General features: G+C 42.4%; 28 protein-coding genes. 15 read left to right on the forward strand and 13 right to left on the reverse strand.

Annotated features, from left to right (window positions below; genetic code table 11):
* Positions 1-738, reverse strand: coding sequence for a DUF4396 domain-containing protein (locus IEW76_RS19060; protein WP_229721309.1), 738 nt, complete (start codon positions 736-738; stop codon positions 1-3).
* 4 nt (positions 739-742) lie between these two features.
* Complete coding sequence (gene fabG, locus IEW76_RS19065; protein ID WP_188655974.1) at positions 743-1,483, reverse strand: 3-oxoacyl-ACP reductase FabG; 741 nt, start codon at positions 1,481-1,483, stop codon at positions 743-745.
* A gap of 285 nt (positions 1,484-1,768) precedes the next feature.
* Here fabG and IEW76_RS19070 point away from each other — a divergent pair, with 285 nt between their 5' ends.
* Complete coding sequence (locus IEW76_RS19070; RefSeq protein WP_188656000.1) at positions 1,769-2,758, forward strand: LLM class flavin-dependent oxidoreductase; 990 nt, start codon at positions 1,769-1,771, stop codon at positions 2,756-2,758.
* A 36-nt stretch (positions 2,759-2,794) separates the two neighbouring features.
* Here the strand turns inward: IEW76_RS19070 and IEW76_RS19075 are convergent, their stop codons facing one another.
* Positions 2,795-3,304, reverse strand: coding sequence for a GNAT family N-acetyltransferase (locus IEW76_RS19075; RefSeq protein WP_188655975.1), 510 nt, complete (start codon positions 3,302-3,304; stop codon positions 2,795-2,797).
* Positions 3,305-3,426: 122 nt separating this feature from the next.
* On the opposite strand from IEW76_RS19075, the gene IEW76_RS19080 reads away from it, so the two are divergent.
* The gene (locus IEW76_RS19080) at positions 3,427-4,386 is read left to right on the forward strand and encodes a BMP family lipoprotein (RefSeq protein WP_188655976.1); all 960 of its coding nucleotides are present in this window, start codon (positions 3,427-3,429) and stop codon (positions 4,384-4,386) included.
* Between the two features lies 1 nt (position 4,387).
* A complete protein-coding gene (locus IEW76_RS19085) occupies positions 4,388-6,037 on the forward strand; it encodes a methyl-accepting chemotaxis protein (protein ID WP_188655977.1) in 1,650 nt (549 codons plus the stop codon).
* Positions 6,038-6,114: 77 nt separating this feature from the next.
* On the opposite strand, the gene IEW76_RS19090 is transcribed toward IEW76_RS19085, so the two are convergent.
* Entirely contained in the window at positions 6,115-6,369 is a 255-nt protein-coding gene (locus tag IEW76_RS19090) for a DUF2164 domain-containing protein (protein WP_188655978.1), read from the reverse strand.
* 14 nt (positions 6,370-6,383) lie between these two features.
* On the reverse strand, positions 6,384-7,010 hold the full coding sequence (locus IEW76_RS19095) for a class I SAM-dependent methyltransferase (protein WP_188655979.1): 627 nt from the start codon (positions 7,008-7,010) through the stop codon (positions 6,384-6,386).
* A gap of 161 nt (positions 7,011-7,171) precedes the next feature.
* Between IEW76_RS19095 and IEW76_RS19100 the strand changes: the two genes are divergently transcribed.
* Together IEW76_RS19100 and IEW76_RS19105 are read left to right on the forward strand one after the other, a co-directional pair.
* Complete coding sequence (locus IEW76_RS19100) at positions 7,172-7,846, forward strand: SIMPL domain-containing protein (protein ID WP_188655980.1); 675 nt, start codon at positions 7,172-7,174, stop codon at positions 7,844-7,846.
* Positions 7,847-7,971: 125 nt separating this feature from the next.
* Positions 7,972-8,595, forward strand: coding sequence for a Bax inhibitor-1/YccA family protein (locus IEW76_RS19105; RefSeq protein ID WP_188655981.1), 624 nt, complete (start codon positions 7,972-7,974; stop codon positions 8,593-8,595).
* 98 nt (positions 8,596-8,693) lie between these two features.
* On the opposite strand, the gene IEW76_RS19110 is transcribed toward IEW76_RS19105, so the two are convergent.
* From IEW76_RS19110 to IEW76_RS19120, 3 genes are all read right to left on the reverse strand, one after another.
* Positions 8,694-9,272: a hypothetical protein gene (locus IEW76_RS19110; protein WP_188655982.1), complete on the reverse strand. Its 579-nt coding sequence runs from the start codon at positions 9,270-9,272 to the stop codon at positions 8,694-8,696.
* A gap of 61 nt (positions 9,273-9,333) precedes the next feature.
* Positions 9,334-9,822, reverse strand: a complete 489-nt coding sequence (locus tag IEW76_RS19115) for a hypothetical protein (protein WP_188655983.1) — start codon at positions 9,820-9,822, stop codon at positions 9,334-9,336.
* Between the two features lie 98 nt (positions 9,823-9,920).
* Positions 9,921-10,223 (reverse strand): thioredoxin family protein, encoded by a 303-nt coding sequence (locus tag IEW76_RS19120; protein WP_188656001.1) that lies wholly within the window; start codon positions 10,221-10,223, stop codon positions 9,921-9,923.
* Between the two features lie 804 nt (positions 10,224-11,027).
* Here IEW76_RS19120 and IEW76_RS19125 point away from each other — a divergent pair.
* Genes IEW76_RS19125 through IEW76_RS19155 form a run of 7 tightly spaced genes read left to right on the forward strand, consistent with a single transcriptional unit; the run spans position 11,028 to position 17,599 of the window.
* Positions 11,028-12,266 (forward strand): ABC transporter substrate-binding protein, encoded by a 1,239-nt coding sequence (locus IEW76_RS19125; RefSeq protein WP_188655984.1) that lies wholly within the window; start codon positions 11,028-11,030, stop codon positions 12,264-12,266.
* Positions 12,244-13,104, forward strand: coding sequence for an ABC transporter permease (locus IEW76_RS19130; RefSeq protein ID WP_188655985.1), 861 nt, complete (start codon positions 12,244-12,246; stop codon positions 13,102-13,104). The genes IEW76_RS19125 and IEW76_RS19130 overlap by 23 nt, the downstream gene beginning before the upstream one ends.
* Position 13,105: 1 nt before the next feature.
* Positions 13,106-13,915 (forward strand): ABC transporter permease, encoded by an 810-nt coding sequence (locus IEW76_RS19135; RefSeq protein WP_188655986.1) that lies wholly within the window; start codon positions 13,106-13,108, stop codon positions 13,913-13,915.
* On the forward strand, positions 13,912-14,898 hold the full coding sequence (locus tag IEW76_RS19140; RefSeq protein ID WP_188655987.1) for an ABC transporter ATP-binding protein: 987 nt from the start codon (positions 13,912-13,914) through the stop codon (positions 14,896-14,898). Before IEW76_RS19135 ends, IEW76_RS19140 begins: the two co-directional genes overlap by 4 nt.
* Before the next feature lies 1 nt (position 14,899).
* Positions 14,900-15,553: a TVP38/TMEM64 family protein gene (locus IEW76_RS19145; protein WP_188655988.1), complete on the forward strand. Its 654-nt coding sequence runs from the start codon at positions 14,900-14,902 to the stop codon at positions 15,551-15,553.
* A gap of 20 nt (positions 15,554-15,573) precedes the next feature.
* Positions 15,574-16,155 carry a CDP-alcohol phosphatidyltransferase family protein gene (locus tag IEW76_RS19150; protein ID WP_188655989.1) on the forward strand — a complete coding sequence of 194 codons (582 nt, stop codon included), beginning with the start codon at positions 15,574-15,576 and terminating at the stop codon, positions 16,153-16,155.
* Between the two features lie 16 nt (positions 16,156-16,171).
* Positions 16,172-17,599, forward strand: coding sequence for a dihydrolipoyl dehydrogenase family protein (locus IEW76_RS19155; protein ID WP_188655990.1), 1,428 nt, complete (start codon positions 16,172-16,174; stop codon positions 17,597-17,599).
* Between the two features lie 19 nt (positions 17,600-17,618).
* Here the strand turns inward: IEW76_RS19155 and IEW76_RS19160 are convergent, their stop codons facing one another.
* On the reverse strand, positions 17,619-18,296 hold the full coding sequence (locus IEW76_RS19160; RefSeq protein ID WP_188655991.1) for a Crp/Fnr family transcriptional regulator: 678 nt from the start codon (positions 18,294-18,296) through the stop codon (positions 17,619-17,621).
* Between the two features lie 266 nt (positions 18,297-18,562).
* Here IEW76_RS19160 and IEW76_RS19165 point away from each other — a divergent pair, with 266 nt between their 5' ends.
* From IEW76_RS19165 to IEW76_RS19175, 3 genes are all read left to right on the forward strand, one after another.
* Positions 18,563-19,000, forward strand: coding sequence for an OsmC family protein (locus tag IEW76_RS19165; protein WP_188655992.1), 438 nt, complete (start codon positions 18,563-18,565; stop codon positions 18,998-19,000).
* Between the two features lie 170 nt (positions 19,001-19,170).
* Complete coding sequence (locus tag IEW76_RS19170) at positions 19,171-19,278, forward strand: YjcZ family sporulation protein (RefSeq protein WP_084599696.1); 108 nt, start codon at positions 19,171-19,173, stop codon at positions 19,276-19,278.
* Between the two features lie 51 nt (positions 19,279-19,329).
* Positions 19,330-19,461, forward strand: coding sequence for a YjcZ family sporulation protein (locus IEW76_RS19175; protein WP_084599704.1), 132 nt, complete (start codon positions 19,330-19,332; stop codon positions 19,459-19,461).
* A 174-nt stretch (positions 19,462-19,635) separates the two neighbouring features.
* Here the strand turns inward: IEW76_RS19175 and IEW76_RS19180 are convergent, their stop codons facing one another.
* From IEW76_RS19180 to IEW76_RS19195, 4 genes are all read right to left on the reverse strand, one after another.
* On the reverse strand, positions 19,636-20,439 hold the full coding sequence (locus IEW76_RS19180; RefSeq protein ID WP_188655993.1) for a DUF368 domain-containing protein: 804 nt from the start codon (positions 20,437-20,439) through the stop codon (positions 19,636-19,638).
* 15 nt (positions 20,440-20,454) lie between these two features.
* Positions 20,455-21,765 carry a DUF2254 domain-containing protein gene (locus IEW76_RS19185; protein ID WP_188655994.1) on the reverse strand — a complete coding sequence of 437 codons (1,311 nt, stop codon included), beginning with the start codon at positions 21,763-21,765 and terminating at the stop codon, positions 20,455-20,457.
* A gap of 90 nt (positions 21,766-21,855) precedes the next feature.
* Complete coding sequence (locus IEW76_RS19190) at positions 21,856-22,665, reverse strand: ZIP family metal transporter (RefSeq protein WP_373286020.1); 810 nt, start codon at positions 22,663-22,665, stop codon at positions 21,856-21,858.
* A 292-nt stretch (positions 22,666-22,957) separates the two neighbouring features.
* Positions 22,958-23,941: an NAD-dependent epimerase/dehydratase family protein gene (locus IEW76_RS19195; protein ID WP_188655996.1), complete on the reverse strand. Its 984-nt coding sequence runs from the start codon at positions 23,939-23,941 to the stop codon at positions 22,958-22,960.
* Positions 23,942-24,176: the final 235 nt, after the last annotated feature.

Consider the following 24,176-nt stretch of genomic DNA (forward strand, 5'->3'; position numbering starts at 1 on the left):
TTACATCGCTTCTTTAATCCCTTTTTTCACAAGCCACCAGTTGGCCGGATAACTCGTTAGAAAACCTAAGATCATAGCGATCTGCATCATAAACCAGTAAGTCGCTTGGTCTGGTTTCGGCGGGGTTTGGAATAACACAAAGTGAACAATGGCCATCCAACCGAACATTCCTATCTCGAATGCAATTAAGGATAAAGTGTCTGCCTTAACTGCATCTTTTAAATTTCCTACTATACCTGCTTCTTGGTTCATTGGATAAATGGCAAATAACTGAAACAGAATTCCGAATAAGTAAGCTGCTATAAACTCAACTGTATAGTGAGCTAACAATGTCGAACCTGCCACTGTAAGGCTTGTAAAAAATACGATTGGCACCCCTACGGCATCCCCTAACGTACACCCACTTGAACAGTGACTCGTTGACATAAACACTTGGGCTCCCATACCGCGATTATCTTCTCGGTCTACATCTTTAGCCTTTAATCGACCCCACTTATAATAAGACCAAACCGCAAATGGGCCGAGAAACCAGCCATTAATCGGCCATACTACGTTCATAATAGCCATCATCTGTGGGTGACGAATGACGTCTATGATAATAATAACCGAAGAGATCAGTCCGATTCCTAAAGCAATCCATGAAATTGTTGCTAGCACATTCATCACCTCTTGAAAATCGATTTTGTAATCATCGATACCCCCAGGAGGTGTGAACATAAACCTTCTATTCTCAATCATTCTGTTACATCATTATTCCGCCATCTACATGAAGGGTGTGGCCATTCACATAATCAGATTCATCTGAAGCCAAATATAGATAAGCGTTCGCAATATCTTCAGGTTTACCGAGTCTCCCCATAGATACCCCTGCTTTCATCTGTTCAATTACCTTCTCCGGAACATGCTCCACCATTGCCGTTTCTGTAAATCCTGGTGCTACAGCGTTTACGTTAATCCCTTTTCTCCCAAGTTCTTTGGCCCAAGTTTTCGTCAATCCAATTAATCCTGCTTTGGCAGCAGCATAGTTAGATTGCCCTACATTTCCATGGGTTCCTGTTACAGAAGAAGTATTTATGATCTTACCTTTTCCTTGTTTCACCATATAAGGCATCGCAGCCTGCGCACAATGAAAGACACCCGTCAGATTCACATCCATTACTTCCTGGAACTGTTCTGTAGTCATTTTAGACAACATGGCATCCCTTGTAATCCCAGCGTTATTTACAAGAATATCGATTCTCCCGTACGTTTGAATCGTCGCATCCATTAGGTCATTCACACTTGAACGATCTGCCACATTCACCTTAACAAAAGTAACGTCAGCTCCGTCCTTCCGTAATTCTGCCTCCTCTTTTAATCCGGTCTCATCATCGAAATCAGCAAGAATGACTTTTGCACCTTCTTGGACAAATCTTTTAGATGCTTGTAGTCCAATCCCTTGTGCAGCTCCTGTAATTATAGCTACTTTTCCATCTAGCCTCATTGCCTACACCTCTCCCTTTTTCTAATAAAATCGTCAGTAATAGTCCAGGGTGATTCATCTTGATGAAATAGAAATGATGAGTGATTGTTGAGTGTACCCACCGATTTCCTTTTTTTCATCTTACCATCAACTTGTTATATTTTGTAAGTGTTGTGCCGAGATGAAGTTTCTCTAAGCGATCCTTGGTCCATAGGTGTGGTTAGGCAATATTTTTGCATGAGGCGAGTGTTTTCTCTGATAATAAATAGAGATGATGAACAAATATGAGGATGGTGCACTTTGACTATAAAACTAAGCGTACTGGATCAGTCACCTGTCTTAATTGGGCAAACTCCAGCGGACGCCTTTCAACAAACAACAGAACTCGCAAAACATGTCGATCAGTTGGGGTATCATCGCTACTGGGTATCGGAACACCATAGCACACAAAGCTTAGCTGGTTCTGCTCCCGAAGTATTAGTAGCCCATCTTGCAGCAAACACCCAAAACATTCGAGTGGGTACAGGGGGAGTCCTTCTTCCACACTACAGTTCTTATAAAGTAGCCGAAGCGTTCCGGGTACTCGAAACCCTATATCCAGGTCGAATTGATTTAGGTATTGGCCGTGCGCCAGGCGGGATGCCTAACGTCAATTATGCCTTAAACGACGGTTCGTATCCGAATGTCGAGGAATACCCTAAACAAGTAAAAGAATTAATGGCTTATTTACACGGCCAAGACCCTTATAGCCTGGACGTGCGCGCCACGCCACAAACAGAAACCACTCCGCCTATCTGGATGCTCGGTTCAAGCGGAACAAGTGCCAGACTAGCCGCAGACCTTGGTGCTTCTTATTCATTTGCCCATTTCATTAATGGCTTTGGTGGCACGCGAGCAATGGATCGCTATTCGAACCACTTCACGCCATCGATTCAACAAGAAGAGCCCCAAGGAAACGTATCTGTTTTTGTTGTGTGTGCTGAGACGGAGGAACGGGCTGAATATTTAGCGTCATCCTTAGATGTATCGATTTTAAAAATCGAACAAGGGGCAAAACGCGATGGCTTTCCTTCTCCTGAGGAGGCCAGTCAGTATCCTTATTCTATCTTCGAAAAAGAGCGAGTCCGTGAAAACAGGCAACGTATGATTGTTGGCAACCCTGAACAAGTAAAAGAAAGAATCGAACACCTTGCTCGTGCCTATAATGTGAACGAAATCATTGTTAATACCATTATCAATCCATTTGAAGAACGACTTCGCTCTTACGAATTGCTCGCGAAGGCCTTCAACCAATAAAAAATCCCCCTTCCCAATTGGCGAAGGGGAATTTTTTTATCCCTCTTTTATATGTTTCTCATAAAAGTAAAACGGTGCCTTGCGCTCTGGAGTGCTCCACTCCCCTATGTAGGTATAGCCAGCTTTTTGAAACACACGTTGAGCAGCTGGATTCAAGGAATACGTATCTGTTTTTAAAAATTGAATCCCTCTCATTCCTGCTAATTGTTCAACGTAGTGATAGAAAGATTCAGCAATCCCCTTCCCTCTCACTTCTGGGTCGACAGCTAGCCTTTGTGTTAGCAGTACACCCTCTTCCTCTGGCTTTGACCACGGTAAGAGCGAATAATGCTCAGGCTCTTGTTCATTAAAACAAGCAACTCCATAGACACCATCTCCCTCTTCATAAACAAATAACCGCCCCTGTTCAACGTCATTTTCATAATCGGAGTAAAGAGGGTATGCTTCATCCCACTGATCGCTACCTGTTGCTGCCATTAATAGTTTTGAAGCTTCTACAATTTCCATGATGCGCTCTAGATCTTCTCTTGTTGCTTGTCGAATCACAATGTCATTTCCCCTTCATTTCTTGTTTCTTACTATTTAATCCCCTCATGAGTATTAAATCAAGCCCAATGCAAGCCGATATATAAACTATGTGTGAAATTACGGAATAAAGGGGTTATGTCATGCAGAAGAAAACACTTTTTATATGGATGATTGGGTTGTCGCTGTTGTTAAGCGCTTGTTCACAAGTAAGTCAATCCAGTAAAGCAGAAGAAAAGAAAACAATTGGCCTCTTGGTCACGGATAGCGGACTTGGAGATAATTCATTTAGCGATTCAGCTCTTCAAGGGCTAGAACGGGCACGTGACGAGTTAGGGGTTTTTTTCAATTATAAAGAACCGCTTACTGGGAATTACGTCGGTTATTTAGAAGATCTCGTCAAAGAAGGACATGACTTAATTGTAGGATTAGGGTTTGAATCACAGGAAGCTGTTGAAGAAATGGCTAAGAAATACCCGGATCAGAAGTTCCTACTTATTGATGCTGTATCCTCGCAACCAAACGTTACCTCCCTCACATTTAAAGAAGATGAAGGAAGTTACTTAATCGGTCTGATTGCCGGTATGCGTACCGAATCAAACCACGTTGGGTTTATCGGAGGAATGGACATTCCTGTTGTAAAGAATTTTGAGAAAGGGTTCAAAGAAGGCGTTCAAAACGCAAATCCAGACGCTACTATATCAGTGGATTACATAGGGGATTTTGACAATGATGATAAAGCGGCTGAACTTGCAGAGAAGCAAATTGCTGATGGAGCTGACCACATCTTCCCTGTAGCAGGGTATGCGGGTGTCGGTGCTTTGAAAGAATCTCAAAAACAAGGCGTTTACTCGTTTGGCGTTGATAGCGACCAATACTTTTTAGCTGAAGAGTCTATCGTTACTTCAATGATGAAACGCATTGATGTTGCTTTGTTTGATATTGCTAAGCAACTTAAAGAAAGTTCCTTCGAACAAGGGAATCATATTCAACTAGGATTAAAAGAAGAAGCAGTTGGCCTAGCTCCCATTCGTATTATAAAACTGACCAACACACAACGGGATACCCTAGAGGAAGCCATGAAGAAAGGGGGCAACGAGTAAGATGTCTCTTCGTAAACGGATTTTATTACTATCCTCCATCCCCCTCATATTAAGCTTAGTGCTTATTGGTTATGTCATTACTCAGATGGTACAAGTACAAGAATCGTCTTCTCAAGAGGTTGAACTTCTCCTAGATGCTGAACATCTGAACGGAAGTGTTGTGACGCTTCAGCAATCATTAAATAACTTTGCCAACAACCCCTCGGAAGCCAGCAGACAGGAGTCAACCGACTTACTAGAATCGGTAAATACCGAGATTGTTGCATTACAAGACCAGTTAAAGAACGCAGAACAAAAGAAATGGTTCGACCAGCTTGAATCAAAGTACGCGTCTTTAAAAAGCAAATCAGAACAGTACCTGGCCTCCAATGACACAAATGAGATTAGTCGACAAGCTGCCAGGGCTGGCGGAATTTTAAATGACGCCTTTATGATCAATTACACAGCCAACCAATGGCACGAGAGTCAAATACAAAGCCGAAAGAATGAAATTGAACAACTCATTCTGATCACTCTAATTGCAAGCGGAGCATTGATTCTCTTGTCCGTATTGTCTTCTTGGAGGATGTCTGTTCAAACAGCCAACCCTATTCGAGAATTGGCTAAGAAAGCTCGAACGATTGCAAGTGGAGATTTAACTGTGCAAGTTGCTATGACAAAGCGTAAGGATGAAATTGGACAATTGGCCTCTTCCTTTAAGGAAATGGTTGACCACTTAAAGGAAACCATCCAATCGATCGAAACGATGGGGAAAGAAGTGCAAGAATTCAGTTTGGGACTAAAAAGCAACATTGATACTCTATCAGAAAGTTCTATACAAGTTGCAACGTCGACAGATGAGCTAGCACAAGGCAGTCAATCGATCTCAACAGATATCCAAGATGCCTCATTCTTAATGGAAGAAATGCATAACGGGTTTCAGCAAAATGTAGAAGCTAGCCGAAATGCAAGCGCACAAAGTAAAAGCGCGCTCCAAAGCGTTGAAATCGGACAGCGATCGATCGAGAACCAACAAGACCTACTAAATAAGAGCATTGTAGCCACAAGGTCGATCGAACAATCTGTTCAATCCTTTGTCCAGTATACAAATGAAATTCACCAGACATCTCAGCTTGTTAATGATCTGTCTGAGCAAACTAACCTTCTCGCTCTTAACGCAGCGATTGAAGCTGCCAGAGCAGGGGAACACGGTAAAGGTTTTGCGGTTGTAGCAGAAGAAGTTCGTAAACTCGCCGATCAATCCAGAAACGCAACGGAACAAATCTTCGGCATGGTTGAGCAAATTCAAAAAGGTATACAAATCGTTGAAGAAGATACAAACAGATCCACATCTATTTCTACGAAGCAAGAAGAAACGATGAATGAGTCTAAAACAGCGTTCACTTCTATTCATGAACATGTGACGATGATCCATACGGAATTACACCAACTCGTAAATAATATGGACGCCTCCTTCAATCAGAGCGAGCAAGTATCATCGAGCATGCAAAGCGTAAGCGCCATAACAGAAGAAACGGCTGCAGGAACTGAGGAAATCTCTGCTTCTACTGAAGAACAACAACGCACCTTTACCAACGTACAACAACAATCTGTTCAACTACAGACAATGATTAACCAACTAGAAGAACAACTCAACCAATTCAAACACTAACACGCTTTAGCACTCTACAGAAAGAACGCGTGCCAGACACCCTTTAGTATACTAAAGGGTGTCTGGCACGTTTTTGTTTATCTTCTTGTGGGATAAGTAGGTTTTTCAAGGGAGGTGATATCTTCGTCGAGGTTCATCATTTTCTCTTCTAGCATTTTCTTTGCGTCCTGTACTCCCTGGTTGTAGAAATGTGGAGAGATCTCTTTCTCAATGAACTGAAAGAACTGATCAGCTGCAATGGTTCCGATCTCTTCTCCTCTTTCCATTTCAAAGTATCCTTGAATCTTAGATCGTATTTGCTCCCGTTCTTCTTTCTTTAATGATGGCTTCATTGGCTTCGCTCCCTTTAAGAATCATTGGCTATTAGCGGATTAGACGATACTGATCCGACAACGCACGTTGTTTTAGTAGGGTTACCAGGCTTATGATGGACAAGCACTTGCTTAAAGCCTGCTTGCTCTAAAAATGAGCGAATTTGATCTCCTATGATGACCGTTGTCTGGTCATTCGCCCCTTTCTCATGAGGTTGGAGTGCTACAGAAATCCTGCCCTTTTCACTCATCTGTTTACGCAATGCGTTTAACGTCCCAACCGGGTCTTCCCAATACGTAATGTTATTAATAGCCAGCACTTTATCTATTGTATCATGTAGTTCGGTCACTTTTTCTGCATACCCTTTCACTAACTTAACTTGCCCTCGTTCTACTCCTTTTTGATTTCGGCGCTTTGCCTCTTCGACCATTGTTTCAGAAGGATCAAGGCCACTCACACGCACTCCTTCATACGTGTCACAAAGCTCTTTCACACAATACCCTGGTCCAAAACCAATCTCTAGCACATGATCCGTCGATTGAATATCCAAGAAAGACATGGCCCATTTATTGATATCAGCATTTTGCTTATACATCATCCACCCCACTACTTTTCCAACAAATCCTGAGGGTTTTGAAAACTGAGAGAATAAAAATCCCATAGTTGTTCGCTCCTTTTTTATCGATCCTTCCTTTCCATTCCCCCATTTCCATACCTCTTTAACAACTTTTCTCCACATTAGCTGGACAAAATGGCATATTTCAGACCCATCCTTCATGAATTAAGTAGTAGGATTAATTTCAGACGGAAGGTGGAATCATTATGTATTATCCATCACCACAACCGCTTTATCGCGACGGGCAACGTAACGCCAACCGCTTCCTGACCGTGACAGGTATTGGTTCAGTCAAGCTTGAGCCGAATGTCGCCAATATTAAGTTAGGTGTTGAAACGCAAGATGAAGAGCTAACAACGGCTCAACAAACGAATGCACAAACGCTTGATCAAGTGATTGATTCTCTCATCCAAATTGGCATTACAGAAGAAAATATTCAAACCGTCGACTACTTCATCTTCCCCCAATATGACTATATTGATGGGAAACAGCAGTTCAGGGGCTATGAAGTCACTCATCTCATTAACGTAACCATTGAAAATCTAGAACAGACAGGTGAAGTCATCGATACAGCTGTGGCTAACGGAGCAAACCGAGTCTCAAACATCTCTTTTACCGTTCAGGATCCTCAGTCTTATTACCAAGAAGCACTAGCCTCCGCATTAAAAAATGCCAACACGAAAGCTCAAACAATCGCGCAGACGATGAACCTTCAAATTGACATGACACCAATCTCTATCGATGAACAGCTGCCACCTTCTCAAGCTACACCACAAACCATGGTGAAATCTGAAGCTTTCGGAGCTACAAGTACTCCTGTACAACCAGGGCAGTTAGAAATTACAGCACGGGTTGAAACCAAATACCAATACGTTTCGTAAAGAATGTAGATCCTTAGCAAGATGGTTACCGGTAACATGTAAAGGGAACGAACAAGACAGGTAGACGCTTGCTCAAGTTATGATTATACTAAACACCGCACCTACATCTATTGGAGGGAACATTTTTGAAAAAACATGAACTACTCAGTAAAGTACTCCGAACCTTTGCACTATCTCTGCTTGTCGCAACGGTCGGTTTGTATATGGGGCAATGGGTTCCACCTGCATTGTTTCTCCCACTTGTAATCTTAGAATTTATTTTACTAATCTCTGTTTTCTTTCTGCGTAAAGCGAAGAAAATTGGGTACGGCTTTCTGTTTCTGTTTACATTTATATCAGGATTAACTTTGTACCCAGCCATTTCTTATTATATTAGTTCCATTGGAGCCACTACGGTCCTTATGGTACTTGGAGTTACAACCGTAATCTTCATTGTATTGTCCCTTTATGCGTGGAAGACGAAACGAGATTTAAGCTTCCTTGGCGGCATACTCATGAGTGCGCTACTTGCCCTCATTCTTGTATGGCTAATCCACATCTTCTTTAACTTAGGCAGCGCAGCTATTCTTGTCATAACGTTGATTAGTGTTGTTATCTTCTCAGGGTTTATTATCTACGACATTAACAAGATTAAGAACGGTCACTTTAACGAGAAGGACGTTCCACTTCTTGCATTGAACTTGTATTTAGATTTCATTAATCTATTCTTAGACCTGCTACGTCTTGTGAAGATATTAAAAGATGACTAGAAAAAGTTAGTGGCGAAAAAAACGAGTATGAATCCTTTAATTAAAGGATTCATACTCGTTTTTGCTTTCTATATAATTTCAAAGAATTGTAGAACTCTTTATAAATTAGCAATTATAACCCCTGCCACAATAAGCATGCCGAAGAACACAATAAAGAAAGCAGCTATTCCTCTCTTTATTGTGTTCTTTTGATAATCTTTCAGCTTCTCCTGGTCCCACTCATCAATTCGCTTTGCGCGAGCCTTTACTGAGACATGAATAGCTGGTATAAAAATGACTAGAATAGCTACCATCGTCCATCGAAAAGCCCCATCTGTAAAGAAAGGTTCCTCATCTTGGGCCAGAAGCATCTGCATACCTATCACAATCACCATCAAGCCTTCCGTCAACAATGCCGTTTTCCGTTCTTTATAGAACTGTTTCTCCCCCATCTTACCTTTCTCATATTCCGCCAACCGCTTCATATCCTTTGAAAAGGCAACCTTGCCGGTGAAGTATCTATATCCTTCAATCATAAATGCCAGGATAACCATAATCCATAAGACTAAATAAAATACCTTGGGACTCGAAGCGAAGAAAAACACAATTAAAAAGAGAATCATCAAAGGAATGATAATCATATAATTGTTTCGAATTTGTTTCTTTCTTAACTTCTGCAACTCTGCCTTTGTCACCATCAACCGCCCCCTCTGTTCGGCTACCTCTATTTACGGTTTAAGAAGGAAAACGTTTCGTACTCTATTCGAACATGTGCCCCACCCCGAACAGAGTAGCGAAGAATACAAGGGCAACCGCTAATAATAAAGCAGCCAACCTCACCTGACTCTCTCGTAAAGGATCGGGATCTTGATACGTATTAGGATTTTTACGCAGTCGAGCAAACAAACCACTCACAAAGATGGTACCTAACAGAAAGAACTTCTGCGATTCTCCTCCTGGTACTTCCCCCGGCTTTTCGTTTATGATGATCAGCATAAACACAAAAGCGACTGGAAATCCTTTCACAACCTTCCACCCAAACCGCTTCATTACGCTTTCTTCTGAAGATGAAAGGGACGCTTCTACTGAAGCATCCGTTATTAACTGAAGAAGACCTAACAAGAGAATACCTATGTACAACATATAGAATGATAGTGACAGAAACGAAACAGCCGCCATCAATGCTCCAATTCCTAGAAAAACAGAAGCATTCACCCACTTATGATGCCTCTCAAAGATTCCTAACACCTCAATGCCTCCTTACAATTGCCCATAAAAAAACACACAAACGCGGAGTTTTTTCCATTTTACTCCACATTTGTGTGTTTGAAAACCAACCATTTCGGTTATTTAAACGTGCTAGCTAAGAAACCTTGTACTTCCTCAGGCGTCTTCGCATCTGCACTATGAAGATGAGCGATCTTCTGACCGTTTTGGAATACAAGAATACTAGGAATCCCCATAACTTCATACTCCTGGGCAACATCAGGTAACTCATCACTGTTAATCTCGAACCATTTATAAGCATTGTACTCTTCCACAATATCACCAATAAACATATCCATACGCTTACAATCCGGACACCAATTCGCAGAGAACTTAATAATAACCGGCTCTTCCCCATTTATAAGATCTTGAAATGTCTTCATCTCACGAATAAACTCCACTAAAACAACCTCCTTGAAATACTCTCACCCTATTTAAACATATCCCAACCAGAATCGAAACACATGAGCACATTCATGTAAGTTGGATTACAGTTAATACTTTTATAATAAATGTATAATGGAATAAAGAAAAGCACAGGCGGGGTGCCCAGGGCCGTACGGATAAGACAGCTTTTCGGAAAAGGCGATTAGCCTTTGGAGAAAAGATGACTTATCGCGCTAGGCCCTCCCCGCCGGAGCTAGACACCAAAGAAAAGCACAGGCGACTGTTCAGCAGAAGAGGAAGTTCGGTTAAAACCGGCACGTCCTGTGCCAACACCGAACTGACCTGCATCCTGCAGGCCCGCATAAGCAAGCTACCGTAAGTCTGCGTAGCAGACTGCAGGTAGATTGCTTATGACGCTAGGGGCTAGGAGCCGGAGCTAGACACCAATGAAAAGCACAGGAGGGATGCCCAGGGCCGTACGGATAAGCAAGCTACTGTAAGTCTGCGCAGCAGACTGCAGGTAGTTTGCTTATCTCGCTAGCCCCTAGCCCCCGGAGCTAGACAAAAGAAAAGCACAGGCGGGGTTGCCCAGGGCCGTACGGATAAGCGAGCTACTGTAAGTCTGCAGAGCAGACTGGAGGTAGATTGCTTATCGCGCTAGGCCCTCCCCGCCGGAGCTAGACACCAAAGAAAAGCACAACCCGACTAATGACCAAATCTACTTCGAACGCCGAAGTCCAAGTACCGCAAAGCTCAACCATAGACAAAAAATATTATCTAAGAAACAAGGGGGATTATACTTGAAAAAATTTATAAGCTTTTTTCTATTCACACTTCTTCTATCAGCTTGCAGCAATGCAGACGGAGAGAGTAATAGCAACACCCAATCCTTACAAGACACCTCTTTTGAAGAGATCGAGGCTCAAGCTTCAGAAACCACTGTACGCCTACATATGTGGGGAGGCGATGAAGGTATTAACAACTATATAGACGAATGGGTCGCCCCTCGCTTACAAGACCAATACAACATCAACTTAGAACGTACTTCGATGGACACAGTCAACATCCTGCAGAAACTTTACTCTGAGAAACAGGCAAGCAAACAGGATGGCACGATTGATGTCATTTGGGTAAACGGGGAGAATTTTAAAAATGCGAAAGAGAACGAACTTCTCTACGGGCCCTTCCGTGATCAATTGCCCAACTTTACCGATTACTACGAACAAGAAAATCTTGCTTTTGATTACGACTTCGGCACACCAACAGAAGGCTATGAAGCACCTTGGGGGAAAGTTCAGTTCGTTTTCTTATATGATCAAGAAAAGATCGAACAACCACCTGCAACATTCGAAGAGCTTAAGACGTGGATTAGCAACAACCCTGGGGAATTTACCTACCCCAATCCAGATGACTTCTCTGGCAATGCTTTCTTAAGACACCTTCTCTATAAAGGGGCAGAAGATACCGATACACTCATTGAAGAGCCATTTTCTAAGGAGTTAGCAAGTGAAGCCGGTTCATACATGTGGTCTTACTTGAACGATATTCAATCGGATTTATGGAGAGATGGGAAGCACTACCCTGCTTCCTTAGCTGAATTAGACCGATTATACAGTAAGGGTGAAGTGTCGATGACGATGGGGTATAACGAGGCGCGCGCTGAACATATGATCGAAGATGGAATTTTCAAAGAGTCCACTCGTAGTTTCGTGTTAGATTCAGGGTCAATTGGAAACACTCACTTTCTAGCGATCCCTTACAATAGCCCAAATAAAGCAGGGGCAATGACAGCGATTAACTTCCTATTGTCTCCAGATGCTCAAACGGCAAAGCTTGAGCCTACCTATTGGGGCGATAACACACCAATCAGCTTAGATAAATTATCAAAAGAGGACCGCCAAGCTTTTGAATCATTAGACCGCGGGGAGAGCGTCCTGTCAAACGAAGTATTAGACAAACGCTTCCTTCCAGAGGCCGATGCCCAATATGTAGAGTGGATAAAGGAGAATTGGAAAGATGAAGTTATCAGAGACAAATAAGGCTTGGGTTCTCCTAACTCCGGCCTTACTTTTTCTCAGTCTACCAGCCTATGGTTTATTTTCAGCCATTTGGACCAGCTTACATGAAAATGGTTCATTCACAACCAAGCATTATAGAGTACTCTTCCAACAAGAGGCGTTTTGGGAGTCTGTTGGCTATAGTGTTCGCATTACCTTAATCGCAACAGTGCTCTCTTTATTACTTGGGTTGCTGCTCACAAGAGCCTTCACCTCTATTATCCAGAGTACAAAAGGAAAACTTAGCATTTGGCTCCCTATGTTGTTTCCTCATTTTGTGTGGGGATATATTGTTCTCCTCCTTTTTGAGCAGAGCGGTCTTATCTCCCATTCACTTGTCGAAATGGGATTGATTAGCAGCACATCATCTTTTCCTATTATGACCAATGATCAAAATGGAATTGGGATCATTCTTACCTATGTAGGAAAGGAAACTCCTTTTGTTGTCTTAATGCTGCTGCCGATCTACGCGAAACAGCAAACTGGATATAAAGATCTCGTCCAGACTTTAGGCGGCGGGAAGTGGGCCGCATTTAAAGATGCAGAGTGGCCATGGGTGTTCCCGGTTCTGCTTGAAGCGGGTATTATCTTATTCGCCTTTATTTTAAGCGCCTACGAGGTACCGTTCTTACTCGGGGCTACGTTCCCTGAGATGATCTCCGTTTTAACCTACGATTGGTTTTATTCAGGAGATTGGAATGAACGCCCTCTAGCTTTTGCTTCAATGATTATAACTAGCATTTTAATCGGTATCGTAAGCTTTATCGCCTTTTCGGCTATGAACCGAAAACGGATGCTCCTTACGAAAGGACAGGATTAGTATGAATCAACTTAGCAAACAGAAAAAAATACAGTTTTGGGCGCTCACGTTGCTCTTCTTCATCCTTCCTGTCGTATTTCTATTGTTAAAGAGCACCGTGTTGAACTTTGGTTTTGGCCGAAATGAAGACATTGAATTTTCCTTTATAGGCTGGGAAACGCTCTTCTCCGAAAGTCAGTTAATTCACGCAACCCTTGTTTCTTTAGGTATAGGAGCTCTTGTCGTGTTCCTAAATTTGAGCATCGGTCTCTTAGCCGGAAAAGCGCTCGCTTTCTATTCTTTTAAAGGGAAATCAGTAATCGAATCGCTCTTCCTCTTGCCTTTAATTGTTCCTTTATTGGCAATTGCGATGGGCATTCACGTCGCCATGATTCGTATTGGCCTCTCAGATACGTGGATAGGAGTCGTACTTATTCACCTCGTACCTACTATTCCATACAGCATCAAAATGTTGCAAAGTGGCTACGCTTCGATAGGGACTGGAATGCTGCAACAAGCTCAAGTGCTTGGTACAAATAGGTGGCATCGCTTCTTTAGTGTTGAGTTGCCCCTCCTTATGCCCTCGATTAGAAGTACAGTTTTTCTAATCTTTGTCATCAGCCTTAGCCAGTATGTCATTACAGCCATTATTGGAGGTGGGAATGTCGTTACGCTCGCCATGATCTACTTCCCTTTCTTAGATTCAGCAGGAAGTACGGTACTTGCAGCGTTCTCAACCTGGTTCGCTTTGCTTCCAATCTTATTCTACCTTTCAATGGAGCTTTTACTATCGCTCCTTCCGTATCAAAATCCTTGGAGGACTCGTTTATGACATCATCGTTTATTACTGTAGAGCAAACATCGAAATCATTTCATAAAGAAGCGATTTTCCAGAACCTCTCTTTCACATTAAATAAAGGAGACATCTTAAGTATCGTAGGACCCTCAGGAAGCGGTAAGACAACCCTTCTTCGATGCTTAGCGGGTCTTGAATCGTTTTCGACAGGCACGTTTGTTATTAATGACAAAGACGTAACAGCCCTAGAAGCAAATAAACGCCCAGTAAGCTTAGTATTCCAACACCCATTATTGTTTCCACACATGACCATTCAAGAGAATGTAGCTTACGGTTTAACCTTTCAAGGAAGGAAGAAAAAGGAAAGGTTGCGTCTCGCACAAGAGTTGATCAACCAAGTTGGCCTTGCCGGATATGAGAAGAGTTTCCCCTATGAATTATCAGGTGGCCAGCAACAGCGCGTATCCTTAGCTAGATCTTTAGCGATCTCACCAGATCTACTCTTACTCGACGAGCCTTTTAGCAGCTTAGATGTGCGCCTAAGAAATGAGATGCGAACTTGGGTAAGACAACTTTTGAAAGACCAGGAGATTACGGCAATCTTTGTGACACATGACAAAGAAGAAGCTATGCAAATGGGAGACTATGTAGGCGTCTTTGAGAATGGCCAGTTCCAACAAATCGGTGAGCCAGAACACGTCTACCACTCTCCCTCTAACGCTTTTGTTGCAGATTTCTTTGGAGACCATTTAATCGTGGACCAGGAAACATTCATTCCTGTTCAATCGCTTTTCTTATCAAAAACAAAACCAAAACAAGTTGCTTCCGTTTGGAAAGGCGTTATGAAGAACAAATTGCACGTTCACGGTCACACGCTTTATCAAATTTTCATAGAAGACTTACATCAACACGTCACCGTTTCAAGCTCAATAAGACTCAATACCCATGAGAGGATCTACGTATCAGCACACCCCGATTCCGTTCAAACGTTTATAAATTCACAGCAAAGGAATGGGTAATATGACACAACTAAAAAAATGGATGAAACCGGCAATTGTACTCATCCTATTTGGTATTGCCGCATATATTGTTCGGTTTGAGTTCAATTTAGGGAAAGATGAGATCAGTACATTTGTAAAGTCCTTTGGATGGTGGTCGCCTTTTATCTTCTTTCTCATTTATGCGCTCGGCCCTATCGTCTTCTTCCCTACATCGATTCTTTCGTTGGTTGCAGGATTCGTGTACGGGGTGTGGCCTGGATTTCTCTATATTTTATTAGGAGCAACCGGGGCTGCAGCGACCGGATATGTGATGGGTCGCTTCTTTGGGGATTCACTCGTCAAAGTACAAAACTTCTCATGGTCAGAACAATTATTTACAAAGATCGATCAAAATGGATTTCTATACGTTCTCATTCTTCGCCTTACTCCAATCGTTGGATTCGATCTCTTAAGTTATGTAGCAGGAATTACCCGGGTTAAATTCCGATCCTTCATTCCAGCATCCATGATCGGGATGTTTCCAGGAACGCTCCTTTACAGCTATTTAGGAGCAAGTCTTGGTACCGGTAATATAAAACAAATTATGTTAGCTGTCTCTCTTCTTCTTGCGCTAATGGCCTTCACCTTTCTGTTTCGAGACCGGATTAAAAGGTGGCTTGGCTTTACAGGATAGAGGGCGCAGGAGGTGTAACCATGCTTGACACACATGCTAGAAAATATGTTCAACCTTCGATTGAGCACACATCGAAGTGGTTAACTAAGCTAGGTTTAACTGCGAATCAAGTCACGACAATCGCGTTTATCATTGGTATTGCTTCAGGCGGAATCTATGCCCTTGGTTTTCCAATCCTTGCTGTTGTTGCCCTTTGGCTTTCTGGCTTTTTAGATGCAGTAGATGGAACGATGGCCAGAATGACAAAGCCTTCTTCGTTCGGAACAGTAATGGATATCACATTTGACCGAATTGTTGAAATCAGCATTATTTTAGGAATAGCTTATCTTCACCCTGAAGTAATGTGGCCCCTTCTTCTCTTAAGTGTCTCCATCATCTTCTCCATGACCATCTTCCTTACAGTTGGGGCTGTGTCAGAGAAGCAAGGAATTAAATCTTTCTACTATCAAGCGGGCGTAGCAGAGCGTACAGAAGGTTTTATCTTCTTCAGCGTCATGATGCTATTCCCCTCAATCCTGATGTGGACGACACTCGCTTTTTTCGCTATTGAAGTCTTTACAGCTATGCAACGCTTTTTAGAAGCCAAACGAATCTTGTCATAAAAAGGAGAGATGTACGATGAAACAGTACGACTTAATCATAATAGGTGGCGGGGCAGGTGGTCTTACCGTTGCTTCAGGAGCCGCTTCTTTAGGAGCCGAAGTAGCCTTAATCGAAAAACGCGAAGACTTAGGAGGCGACTGCCTCCACTTCGGATGTGTGCCTTCTAAATCTCTCATTGAAGCCGCAAACGAAATTCACCACGCACGAAGCGTATCCAAGTACGGCGTACACGCCTCAGGCGAAGTTGATTTGAAAGCGATCAATCAACGCGTCAAAGAATCAATCTCTCACCTCCAGGAACACGATAGCATCGAACGCTTTGAAGAATTAGGAATTGATGTCTTTATTGGGGGAGCATCGTTTCGAAATGATCATGAAGTCGAGATCGAGAACCACGAGGAGCCTCTCTTTGGAAAACGCCTCGTCATTGCAACAGGCTCTAGACCTAACGTTCCTCCAATCGAAGGGTTGAACGAAACAGGTTACCTTACAAATGAAACCGTCTTTGACCTTGAACAACTACCGAAGAAAATGGTCTTTATTGGCGGAGGTCCGATTGGTCTTGAGATTGCACAAGCATACGCCCGCTTAGGTTCTGAAGTCACAGTCCTTGAAGCAGGTCCAGGTGTGCTTGGCAAAGAAGATCAAGATATTCAACAGAAAGCCCAGGAGATTCTAGAGCGAGAACTCACGATTATCACGAATGCAAATGTAGAGAAAACATCTCGTTCTGGTGGGCAGAGTTATGTTCACTATTCGGTTAACGAAGAAGAGCACAAGATCGAGGCAGATCAAATCTTCCTCGCGACAGGACGCAAACCAAATACAGACTCTCTAAAACTGGATCAGGCCGGAGTGGAAATGAATGAGCGCGGATTTGTAAATGTTGATGAGACCCTTCGCACAAATGTTGGTCACATCTTTGCGATCGGGGACGTAAACGGCACACCACCATTTACTCATGTAGCTGGTTACGAAGGGAAAACAGTGGTACAAAATGCTGTGTTTGGCCTAAGTCGGAAAGCTTCTTATGATTTAATACCGTGGAACACATACATTACACCTGAAGTATTCCACCTTGGCTTAACCCAAAAAGAAGCACAAGAAAAACATGACGGGGTTCTTCTCTATCATACCGATTTAGCTGACGTTGACCGCTTCGTTGCTGATCATAAAACAGAAGGGTTTATAAAGATTATTACTGATACAAAAGGTCATATTCTAGGAGCTCACGCGATTGGCAAAGGTGCAGGTGACTGGATGCAAGTGGCTATTCTGGCTGTTGAGAAAGGGATGAAAATTGGTGAACTTTCAAGTATGATTTACCCTTATCCAAACCACACAGCTGCCATAGAAAAAGCAAGCAACGAATACTGGAGAAGCAAGTTGTTTAGTGGAGTAGTCCCATCCATTACCGAGAAGTATATTAAGTGGTTCAGATAATAAAAAGAGCTGCCGATGGTTACACATCGAGCAGCTCTTTTGCTTTTTCAGCGTTAACAGAGAAACGAATGTTCTTTTTTAGATAACCTTCTTTCTTAAGACTACTAATAATGGAACTTGTTGTTTCCCTTGTAGAACCAATCATATTAGCCAGATCCTGGTGAGTGAGTTTCATCTCAATCGACTGCCATTCCCCCTTGCGACGGCCTGTCTTTTCGCTAAGCATCATCAGTAAAAAGAGCAACCTGTGTTTCACGTCACTTAATGCAATCTTTTCACTGAAACTGTATACCTCTTTCAAACGAGTAGATAAAATATCTATAAGCTTAAGGGCGATTTTAGGGTTGGATTCGATAAACCCTTCGAAATCCTCGTGACTAAGCGTACAAACGTAGGAATCTGTCATCGCCTCTGCATAAACTTGATCATCTGTAAGGGAAATGCTTGAGGTTTCACCGAAAATGTTTCCATCCACTAAAATATCAAGCGTAAATTGCCTTCCTTCTCCGTTCATGCGGTAGAGTCGTACTTGCCCTTTCTTCAACAAGAATAACGATTCAATGGGCTGGTCAGGAGACGTAAGAATAGTACCTTTCTTAATCGGTTTCATCTCACTCATCTCATCAATTACCATGAGCTCATCTTTCGGAAGCTCATCTAACAGACTAATTTGGGAGAGCATTAATAACTTATCCATGCTTTTCACCTCTTTATGTAAAGTGAAGCCTTTATAATATGACAGGAACAACGCCCTCAAAAAATACAAAGGTCTAGTGTTCCTTCTCCATTATAGATGAATTACATGAGTATTATCCATCCTACAGAACCCCCCCTCATGTTTTCTATTTCGTTTAAACCTATTGGGAAAGGGTACTACCCGAGTAGAATGTAATATACCTTACATCTTGTAACTTGTATAACCGCTATGATGAAAGAGAATCACAATAAAGGAGGAATTGAATCATGGCAGAACAAAAATTTCATGTAACCACAAACTCCAAAGGTATGAAAACTGAAATTAAAGCAGACGAGCACACATTTGTTATAGACGAACCTCAAAAAATGGGAGGCACAAATGAAGGAGCTGATCCTCTTTCAACCCTCCTTGGCTCCTTAGCAGGCTGCGAAACCGTGGTCGCAAACATGGTTGCCAAAGAAATCAACTTCGATTTAGAAAGCATTGAATTTACTATTGATGGCTCCCTTGATCCCCGCGGATTAATGGGGGATGAGAACGTTAGACCTTACTTCCAAACCGTTACCGTTCATGCATTGGTTCACACAAGCGAATCGCAAGAACGAATCAATGAACTTCAACGCATTACAGACAAACGCTGTCCCGTTTACACGACATTGAAAGCCGCTGGGGTTGAACTAACACCTAACTGGGAAAAAGCCTAAAATAACTCAGGAAGCCGCCTTTTTTAAGGCGGCTTTTTCTGTATAAATCATCACCCCTCCCCCTTCTCTAGGCAAACGTCCATTTTTAATGAATTCGCGGAAGAACCCAACCAAATCCGGGTCATCTGCATATTGTAGTAGAGAAGTCAGATCTTGAAGGAGGGATTCAAATGAGTGAAGGATACGGCACAGGTTTCGCGCTCGTCGTGGTTCTTTTCATCCTACTCATCATCGTAGGAGCATCGCAATTTGGAGGACACGGTGGCTACGGTTACTAAGTCTAATGAAAAATGACTGAATCTCTTAAGATCATAAAGGAGGAAGATGTTATGTACGGTTATGGTGGATACGGTTGTTGTTACGGTGGCGGCTACGGCGGTGGCTACGGAGGAACATTCACACTTATCGTTGTACTATTCATCCTACTAATCATCGTAGGCGCAACAGCATTTAGGTATTAAGAAATGAAAAGCGCAGGCGACTGTTCAGCAGAAAAGGAAGTTCGGTTAAAACCGGCACGTCAATAGCCAACACCGAACTGACCTGCATCCTGCAGGCCCGCCTAAACAAGCTACTAGATTTAAAACTAAAATAAGAGGTCATCCACAAAAGGATGACCTCTTATCTATATAACCCTAATACTCAACTTTCCCTAATAAATAAGCAACCAATAAGCCACCAATAAACGTAATCAAGCAAAGAATTAGATCACCCGGAAACCCCGGAAAGACAACAAAAACAGATCCAATCACAAGACCGATTACGGTTGCGTACGTATGAGATGGGAAACGTTTGAACAAATAACGGATTGCCTTACTACTTATTAGAAGACCAACCGCTACACCGGCTCCAATTAGAGCGATGCGGCCGATTTGAAGCTGGGATACAGCTTGTATAGCCGTTTCATAAACTCCCACTAAAAGTAAAAGGAAAGATCCACTGATACCTGGTAAAATCATAGCCATACTTGCCATCCAACCTGAGAAGAATAACGCAATCATTTGCCCGGTGGACAAGCTCCCTTCCCATGCTTCTGGCTCTCCTGTCTCAAGAAATGCCATAGACGCGACGAGCGCAGCAAAAACAAACAGGAACACCATGTGGCTCCCTTTAAAGTTTTCTTTATAATTAGCTTGATGTAACAGGAACGGAATAACTCCGATAATTAGTCCAAGAAAAAAGTAAAGGGTCGCTTGTTCGTGGTGTTCAAACAAGTACTCGATCAATTTACTTAGCGAAACAATCGAGATTCCTACTCCAAGCCCCAAAGGAATAAGAAAACCTATATACTTCTTCCACTCCCGACTAAAAACGCCTGAAATCGCTTCAATCAACCGGTCATAAATCCCCAGTAGGACAGCAATCGTTCCCCCACTTACACCTGGGACAACGTCGCTTGCTCCCATCAACATTCCTCTATAAATGTTTCTCCACTCCATAAATCTCTATCTCCTTTAAATCACAGGTTCCTTTTGACAATGCTTGGCCAGTTCAGAAGCAATGTCTCGTATTACGTTAAGGTCTACTTCATGATACCCCTCATCTTTAATTCCATCAATTATATAAACAGCAAATTTCCAAATATCCTCAATGATCTCACCTTCATTTACAAGAGCTGTTTTATATAATGCTTCTAACACTCCGTTCATGACAGAAACATCATTTTTCCCATATAAACGGATCTGGTAAAAGCTCTTATAAAGATATTCACTATAAGGCTTTGGCTTGAGTACAATTCTTAAATTTTCCTCATTATCTGTATAATAACGAAATGGTTTGTATTTATGTCCTAATTCAGCTAATAAAGACCCGATTCGGTTAATGCAATTAATGGCCGTATGGGGGTCATTTATTCCAGGAGATATAGCTCTAAGAGCAATCTCCACTAATTTTTGTATTGAGAACTCAATATCCTGTAGACTCGTTCGTTCCTTCCCTACAATCATACAATTCAAACCAGTACTCTCATTTATGTCCGCTTCTTCTTCGTTTGTCCGATAAGAAAATAAAGGGATGCCCTTCTCTACGTAATCGCCAACCTGTACGTGCATCCAAGCCGTTATGTTGTTTTGCTTTGCCCATTGTATAAATGCTTTAAACTCAATATGCTGCAAATAACCAGAACGCTCGACATATACCACGCGGTTAAGATCAGATTGAACTTGTTCTACTTCTTTTTGGTCCCACTCCTGAAAAACATCATATTGCTTCTCTGAGAAGGTCCTTCCAATTACATCATATGTTTCATGTTGGATTTTACCTATTAAATTATTCACCTGCACCCAACGAGTTGAGTGATGGATGAATACAACAAAGAATCCAAGTGTCGTAATGGCCACTAGAACGGTAAGGAACGGACTAGCCAGAAGACGTTCTTTATCTTTTGTAAGAAGGAGTAAATTGCAGAGTGTATAAATAAACCCAAACACATAAACACCTAACACGTGCTGTGTTGTTCTGTCACTCATAAAATCCTGTAAGGTTCTTGGAGAAAACTGCTGTGAGTACGTCGTTAATACAACCATAATGGAAGAGAAGCTAATGGTCGTCATCGTTAAGATTGATGTAATCAGAGCGGTGTACAGAGACATCGCTACACTTCGATTGGTCAGAAATATAGATGGAATAACTTTTGCAAAATCCTCAACGAAAAACAGGTCAGCTAGCGTTGTTACCCCAACTGCTATAATCGACAAAATGCTGTACACACTTGGGAGGAACCAATAACTATTTCGTATACGTAACCACCACGCTGTATTTCTCATATGTAAACCCCTTTCTATTACCAATAATATATTGTACGGAGGCCTAAAAAAATCCCCCCTGTATCTACACTTGAACAGGGGGACATGAATTTATCCTAATGCAACATCTAGAGTCATCATAACGGCAAAGCCGATCAGCAGACTAATAGAAGCGATCTCAGTATTCCCTTTTTCCTGCGAGCCTGGAATAATCTCTTTTGCAACAACAAAAATCATCGCTCCGGCCGCAAAGCTTAGCGCGTATGGAAGAAGAGGTTCAATGTAAATAACCGCCGTTGCACCAATTAAAGCGCTTATTGGTTCAACCATACCAGAGAATTGCCCAAAGAAAAAGCTCTTCTTACGTGACATCCCTTCCCGGCGTAGCGGCATAGATACGGCAACGCCCTCCGGGAAATTCTGAATCCCAATCCCAATACCAAGCGCAACAGCACCAGCTAGTGCAGCTTCTGAGAAGGAAGAAGCTAGTGCACCAAAAGCTACACCGACCGCTAACCCTTCCGGAATATTGTGAAGCGTCATTGAAAAGACTAGTAAGGTCGTCCGTCGTTTATTATCATTCGTATCAATATCATGCAAATATGGGTAATTCTTAAACATTGGCAACAATTTATCTACTAATAATAAGAAGAATCCTCCTAGCAGGAATCCAACAACTGCAGGGAACCACTGGGGAACTGCCTGGTCTGCTGCCATCTCTATTGCTGGGGCAAGTAAAGACCAATAACTGGCTGCAATCATAACGCCTCCCGCAAAGGCAAGCATACTGTCCATAAATTTCTGATTTGTACCTTTTGAGAAGAAAACAAGGGCCGCGCCGGCTGCTGTCATCCCCCATGTGAATAATGTAGCAATGAGAGCTTGCATAACAGGAGCCATTGATTTAAATCCTTCATATATTGCTTCAAATGCTGTAATCATGTCTGTTTCACCTCTTTTTATTACTATATCCTGTCGAAATTTGCGCATACGCAAATTTTATTGTCGAATTCATTTTATATGGTTTTATGAAAGAACGTCAACGTTTACGAGTCGAACGTTCTCAAACAAAAAAGCAGCTACGAGGACGAAGGCCCTAGTGCTGCTTTCTTATATTCGTTATTACGTAGTTGTGGCTCAACCTATAGGAGTACCCCGTATTTCATCGCTACTTAATGATGATTATGATACAGAAGGAAATATAGGGCTTAGCTTACTTACAGCGCCTTACAATCGTCGCTTCTTTATCTGGTTCAATGCCAACGCGCATATCCGTATCTTCTCTTGACTCAAACCACTTTCTGGTATCTTCGATTGTTTCTTCTAACTTTCGGAACGTAAGACCTTTCTCTCTGGCTTTCTTGTTCGAAGCAAGAATAAAGCCGTGAGGATGATCTTCTGAGACAGGAATCCAAAGTGGTAGGTCAGAGGACGGTTTTGCCTCGTTATCTAACAAGCACTGATCACTAATCCACTGATCTTCCGCATTCGGATTTTGTTTAATGAGTGCGTCGACGAACTTCTTCATTGTTAATTCTTCATCATATCCGACCGCATTGTATGTGCCGGTTTCCTCCTGTTCAGCCATTTGGATGATCCATTTTGAAAGGTCACGGGCATCAATCCACTGTATAGGACGATCTTGTTTACCCGGAACGAGTACTTCCCCTCCGCGGCCAAAACGCATGACCCAATAGGTGAAACGATCTGTCGGGTCATGAGGGCCTACGATGATGCCAGGTCGTATGTTAAGAACCTTGCCCGGCATAACTTCTTCAAGCTTCTTCTCGGCTAAAGCCTTCAACGGACCATAGGTTTCGGCATTTACTTCTTCTGTTGTTTCGTCCTCTAGTTTTCCAACGGGATAGGTTTCGTCTACGTATTTCTCGTGGAAATCGCGGTATGCAGAGATAGAAGAAATAAAGATGTATCGCTTTACTGAATCCTTTAACAATTCAGCCGTAGCTGTTGCCTGACGAGGTGTATAACCTGATGCGTCGATGACTACATCCCATTCTCGCCCCTTTAATGCCTCTAAATCATCAGAACGGTCCCCTTTTAGCTTTTCAACATCCGGGAATAAATCCTGGTTCGTACGACCACGATTAAACAAGGTCACCTCATGACCGTTTTCTAATGCTGCTTCTGTTAAATGGCGCCCAACAAAAACCGTTCCACCTAAAATTAATATGCGCATAGTAGCGCCCCCTTTAGTTCATGATCAGAATATGTAAAAGGTTTTCCTTTTCCTTATACATTCGAAACGCACCTGCTCAATTCCTCTTCCATTGGATGTGCTAGAGGGGATAATCGAGTAGGAGGAGGTGACTAACCTCCGTCCTCTCACACCACCGAGCGTACGGACCCGTACTCGGCGGTTTCCCTAAGTTTGACGTAGAAATTTATATCGATGAGATAAACTACGAAGCCCT

This window comes from Pontibacillus salipaludis (assembly GCF_014642405.1).
In the GTDB taxonomy this organism is placed as follows: Bacteria; Bacillota; Bacilli; order Bacillales; family BH030062; genus Pontibacillus; species Pontibacillus salipaludis.

Excerpts from the sequence above, each read along its gene's own strand:
- IEW76_RS19060 (WP_229721309.1), bottom strand. The coding sequence starts at position 738 with ATGATTGAGAATAGAAGGTTTATGTTCACACCTCCTGGGGGTATCGAT.
- fabG (WP_188655974.1), bottom strand. The coding sequence starts at position 1,483 with ATGAGGCTAGATGGAAAAGTAGCTATAATTACAGGAGCTGCACAAGGG.
- IEW76_RS19080 (WP_188655976.1), top strand. The coding sequence starts at position 3,427 with ATGCAGAAGAAAACACTTTTTATATGGATGATTGGGTTGTCGCTGTTG.
- IEW76_RS19085 (WP_188655977.1), top strand. The coding sequence starts at position 4,388 with ATGTCTCTTCGTAAACGGATTTTATTACTATCCTCCATCCCCCTCATA.
- IEW76_RS19090 (WP_188655978.1), bottom strand. The coding sequence starts at position 6,369 with ATGAAGCCATCATTAAAGAAAGAAGAACGGGAGCAAATACGATCTAAG.
- IEW76_RS19095 (WP_188655979.1), bottom strand. The coding sequence starts at position 7,010 with ATGGGATTTTTATTCTCTCAGTTTTCAAAACCCTCAGGATTTGTTGGA.
- IEW76_RS19100 (WP_188655980.1), top strand. The coding sequence starts at position 7,172 with ATGTATTATCCATCACCACAACCGCTTTATCGCGACGGGCAACGTAAC.
- IEW76_RS19110 (WP_188655982.1), bottom strand. The coding sequence starts at position 9,272 with ATGGTGACAAAGGCAGAGTTGCAGAAGTTAAGAAAGAAACAAATTCGA.
- IEW76_RS19120 (WP_188656001.1), bottom strand. The coding sequence starts at position 10,223 with ATGAAGACATTTCAAGATCTTATAAATGGGGAAGAGCCGGTTATTATT.
- IEW76_RS19130 (WP_188655985.1), top strand. The coding sequence starts at position 12,244 with ATGAAGTTATCAGAGACAAATAAGGCTTGGGTTCTCCTAACTCCGGCC.
- IEW76_RS19135 (WP_188655986.1), top strand. The coding sequence starts at position 13,106 with ATGAATCAACTTAGCAAACAGAAAAAAATACAGTTTTGGGCGCTCACG.
- IEW76_RS19140 (WP_188655987.1), top strand. The coding sequence starts at position 13,912 with ATGACATCATCGTTTATTACTGTAGAGCAAACATCGAAATCATTTCAT.
- IEW76_RS19145 (WP_188655988.1), top strand. The coding sequence starts at position 14,900 with ATGACACAACTAAAAAAATGGATGAAACCGGCAATTGTACTCATCCTA.
- IEW76_RS19150 (WP_188655989.1), top strand. The coding sequence starts at position 15,574 with ATGCTTGACACACATGCTAGAAAATATGTTCAACCTTCGATTGAGCAC.
- IEW76_RS19155 (WP_188655990.1), top strand. The coding sequence starts at position 16,172 with ATGAAACAGTACGACTTAATCATAATAGGTGGCGGGGCAGGTGGTCTT.
- IEW76_RS19160 (WP_188655991.1), bottom strand. The coding sequence starts at position 18,296 with ATGGATAAGTTATTAATGCTCTCCCAAATTAGTCTGTTAGATGAGCTT.
- IEW76_RS19165 (WP_188655992.1), top strand. The coding sequence starts at position 18,563 with ATGGCAGAACAAAAATTTCATGTAACCACAAACTCCAAAGGTATGAAA.
- IEW76_RS19170 (WP_084599696.1), top strand. The coding sequence starts at position 19,171 with ATGAGTGAAGGATACGGCACAGGTTTCGCGCTCGTCGTGGTTCTTTTC.
- IEW76_RS19175 (WP_084599704.1), top strand. The coding sequence starts at position 19,330 with ATGTACGGTTATGGTGGATACGGTTGTTGTTACGGTGGCGGCTACGGC.
- IEW76_RS19180 (WP_188655993.1), bottom strand. The coding sequence starts at position 20,439 with ATGGAGTGGAGAAACATTTATAGAGGAATGTTGATGGGAGCAAGCGAC.
- IEW76_RS19185 (WP_188655994.1), bottom strand. The coding sequence starts at position 21,765 with ATGAGAAATACAGCGTGGTGGTTACGTATACGAAATAGTTATTGGTTC.
- IEW76_RS19195 (WP_188655996.1), bottom strand. The coding sequence starts at position 23,941 with ATGCGCATATTAATTTTAGGTGGAACGGTTTTTGTTGGGCGCCATTTA.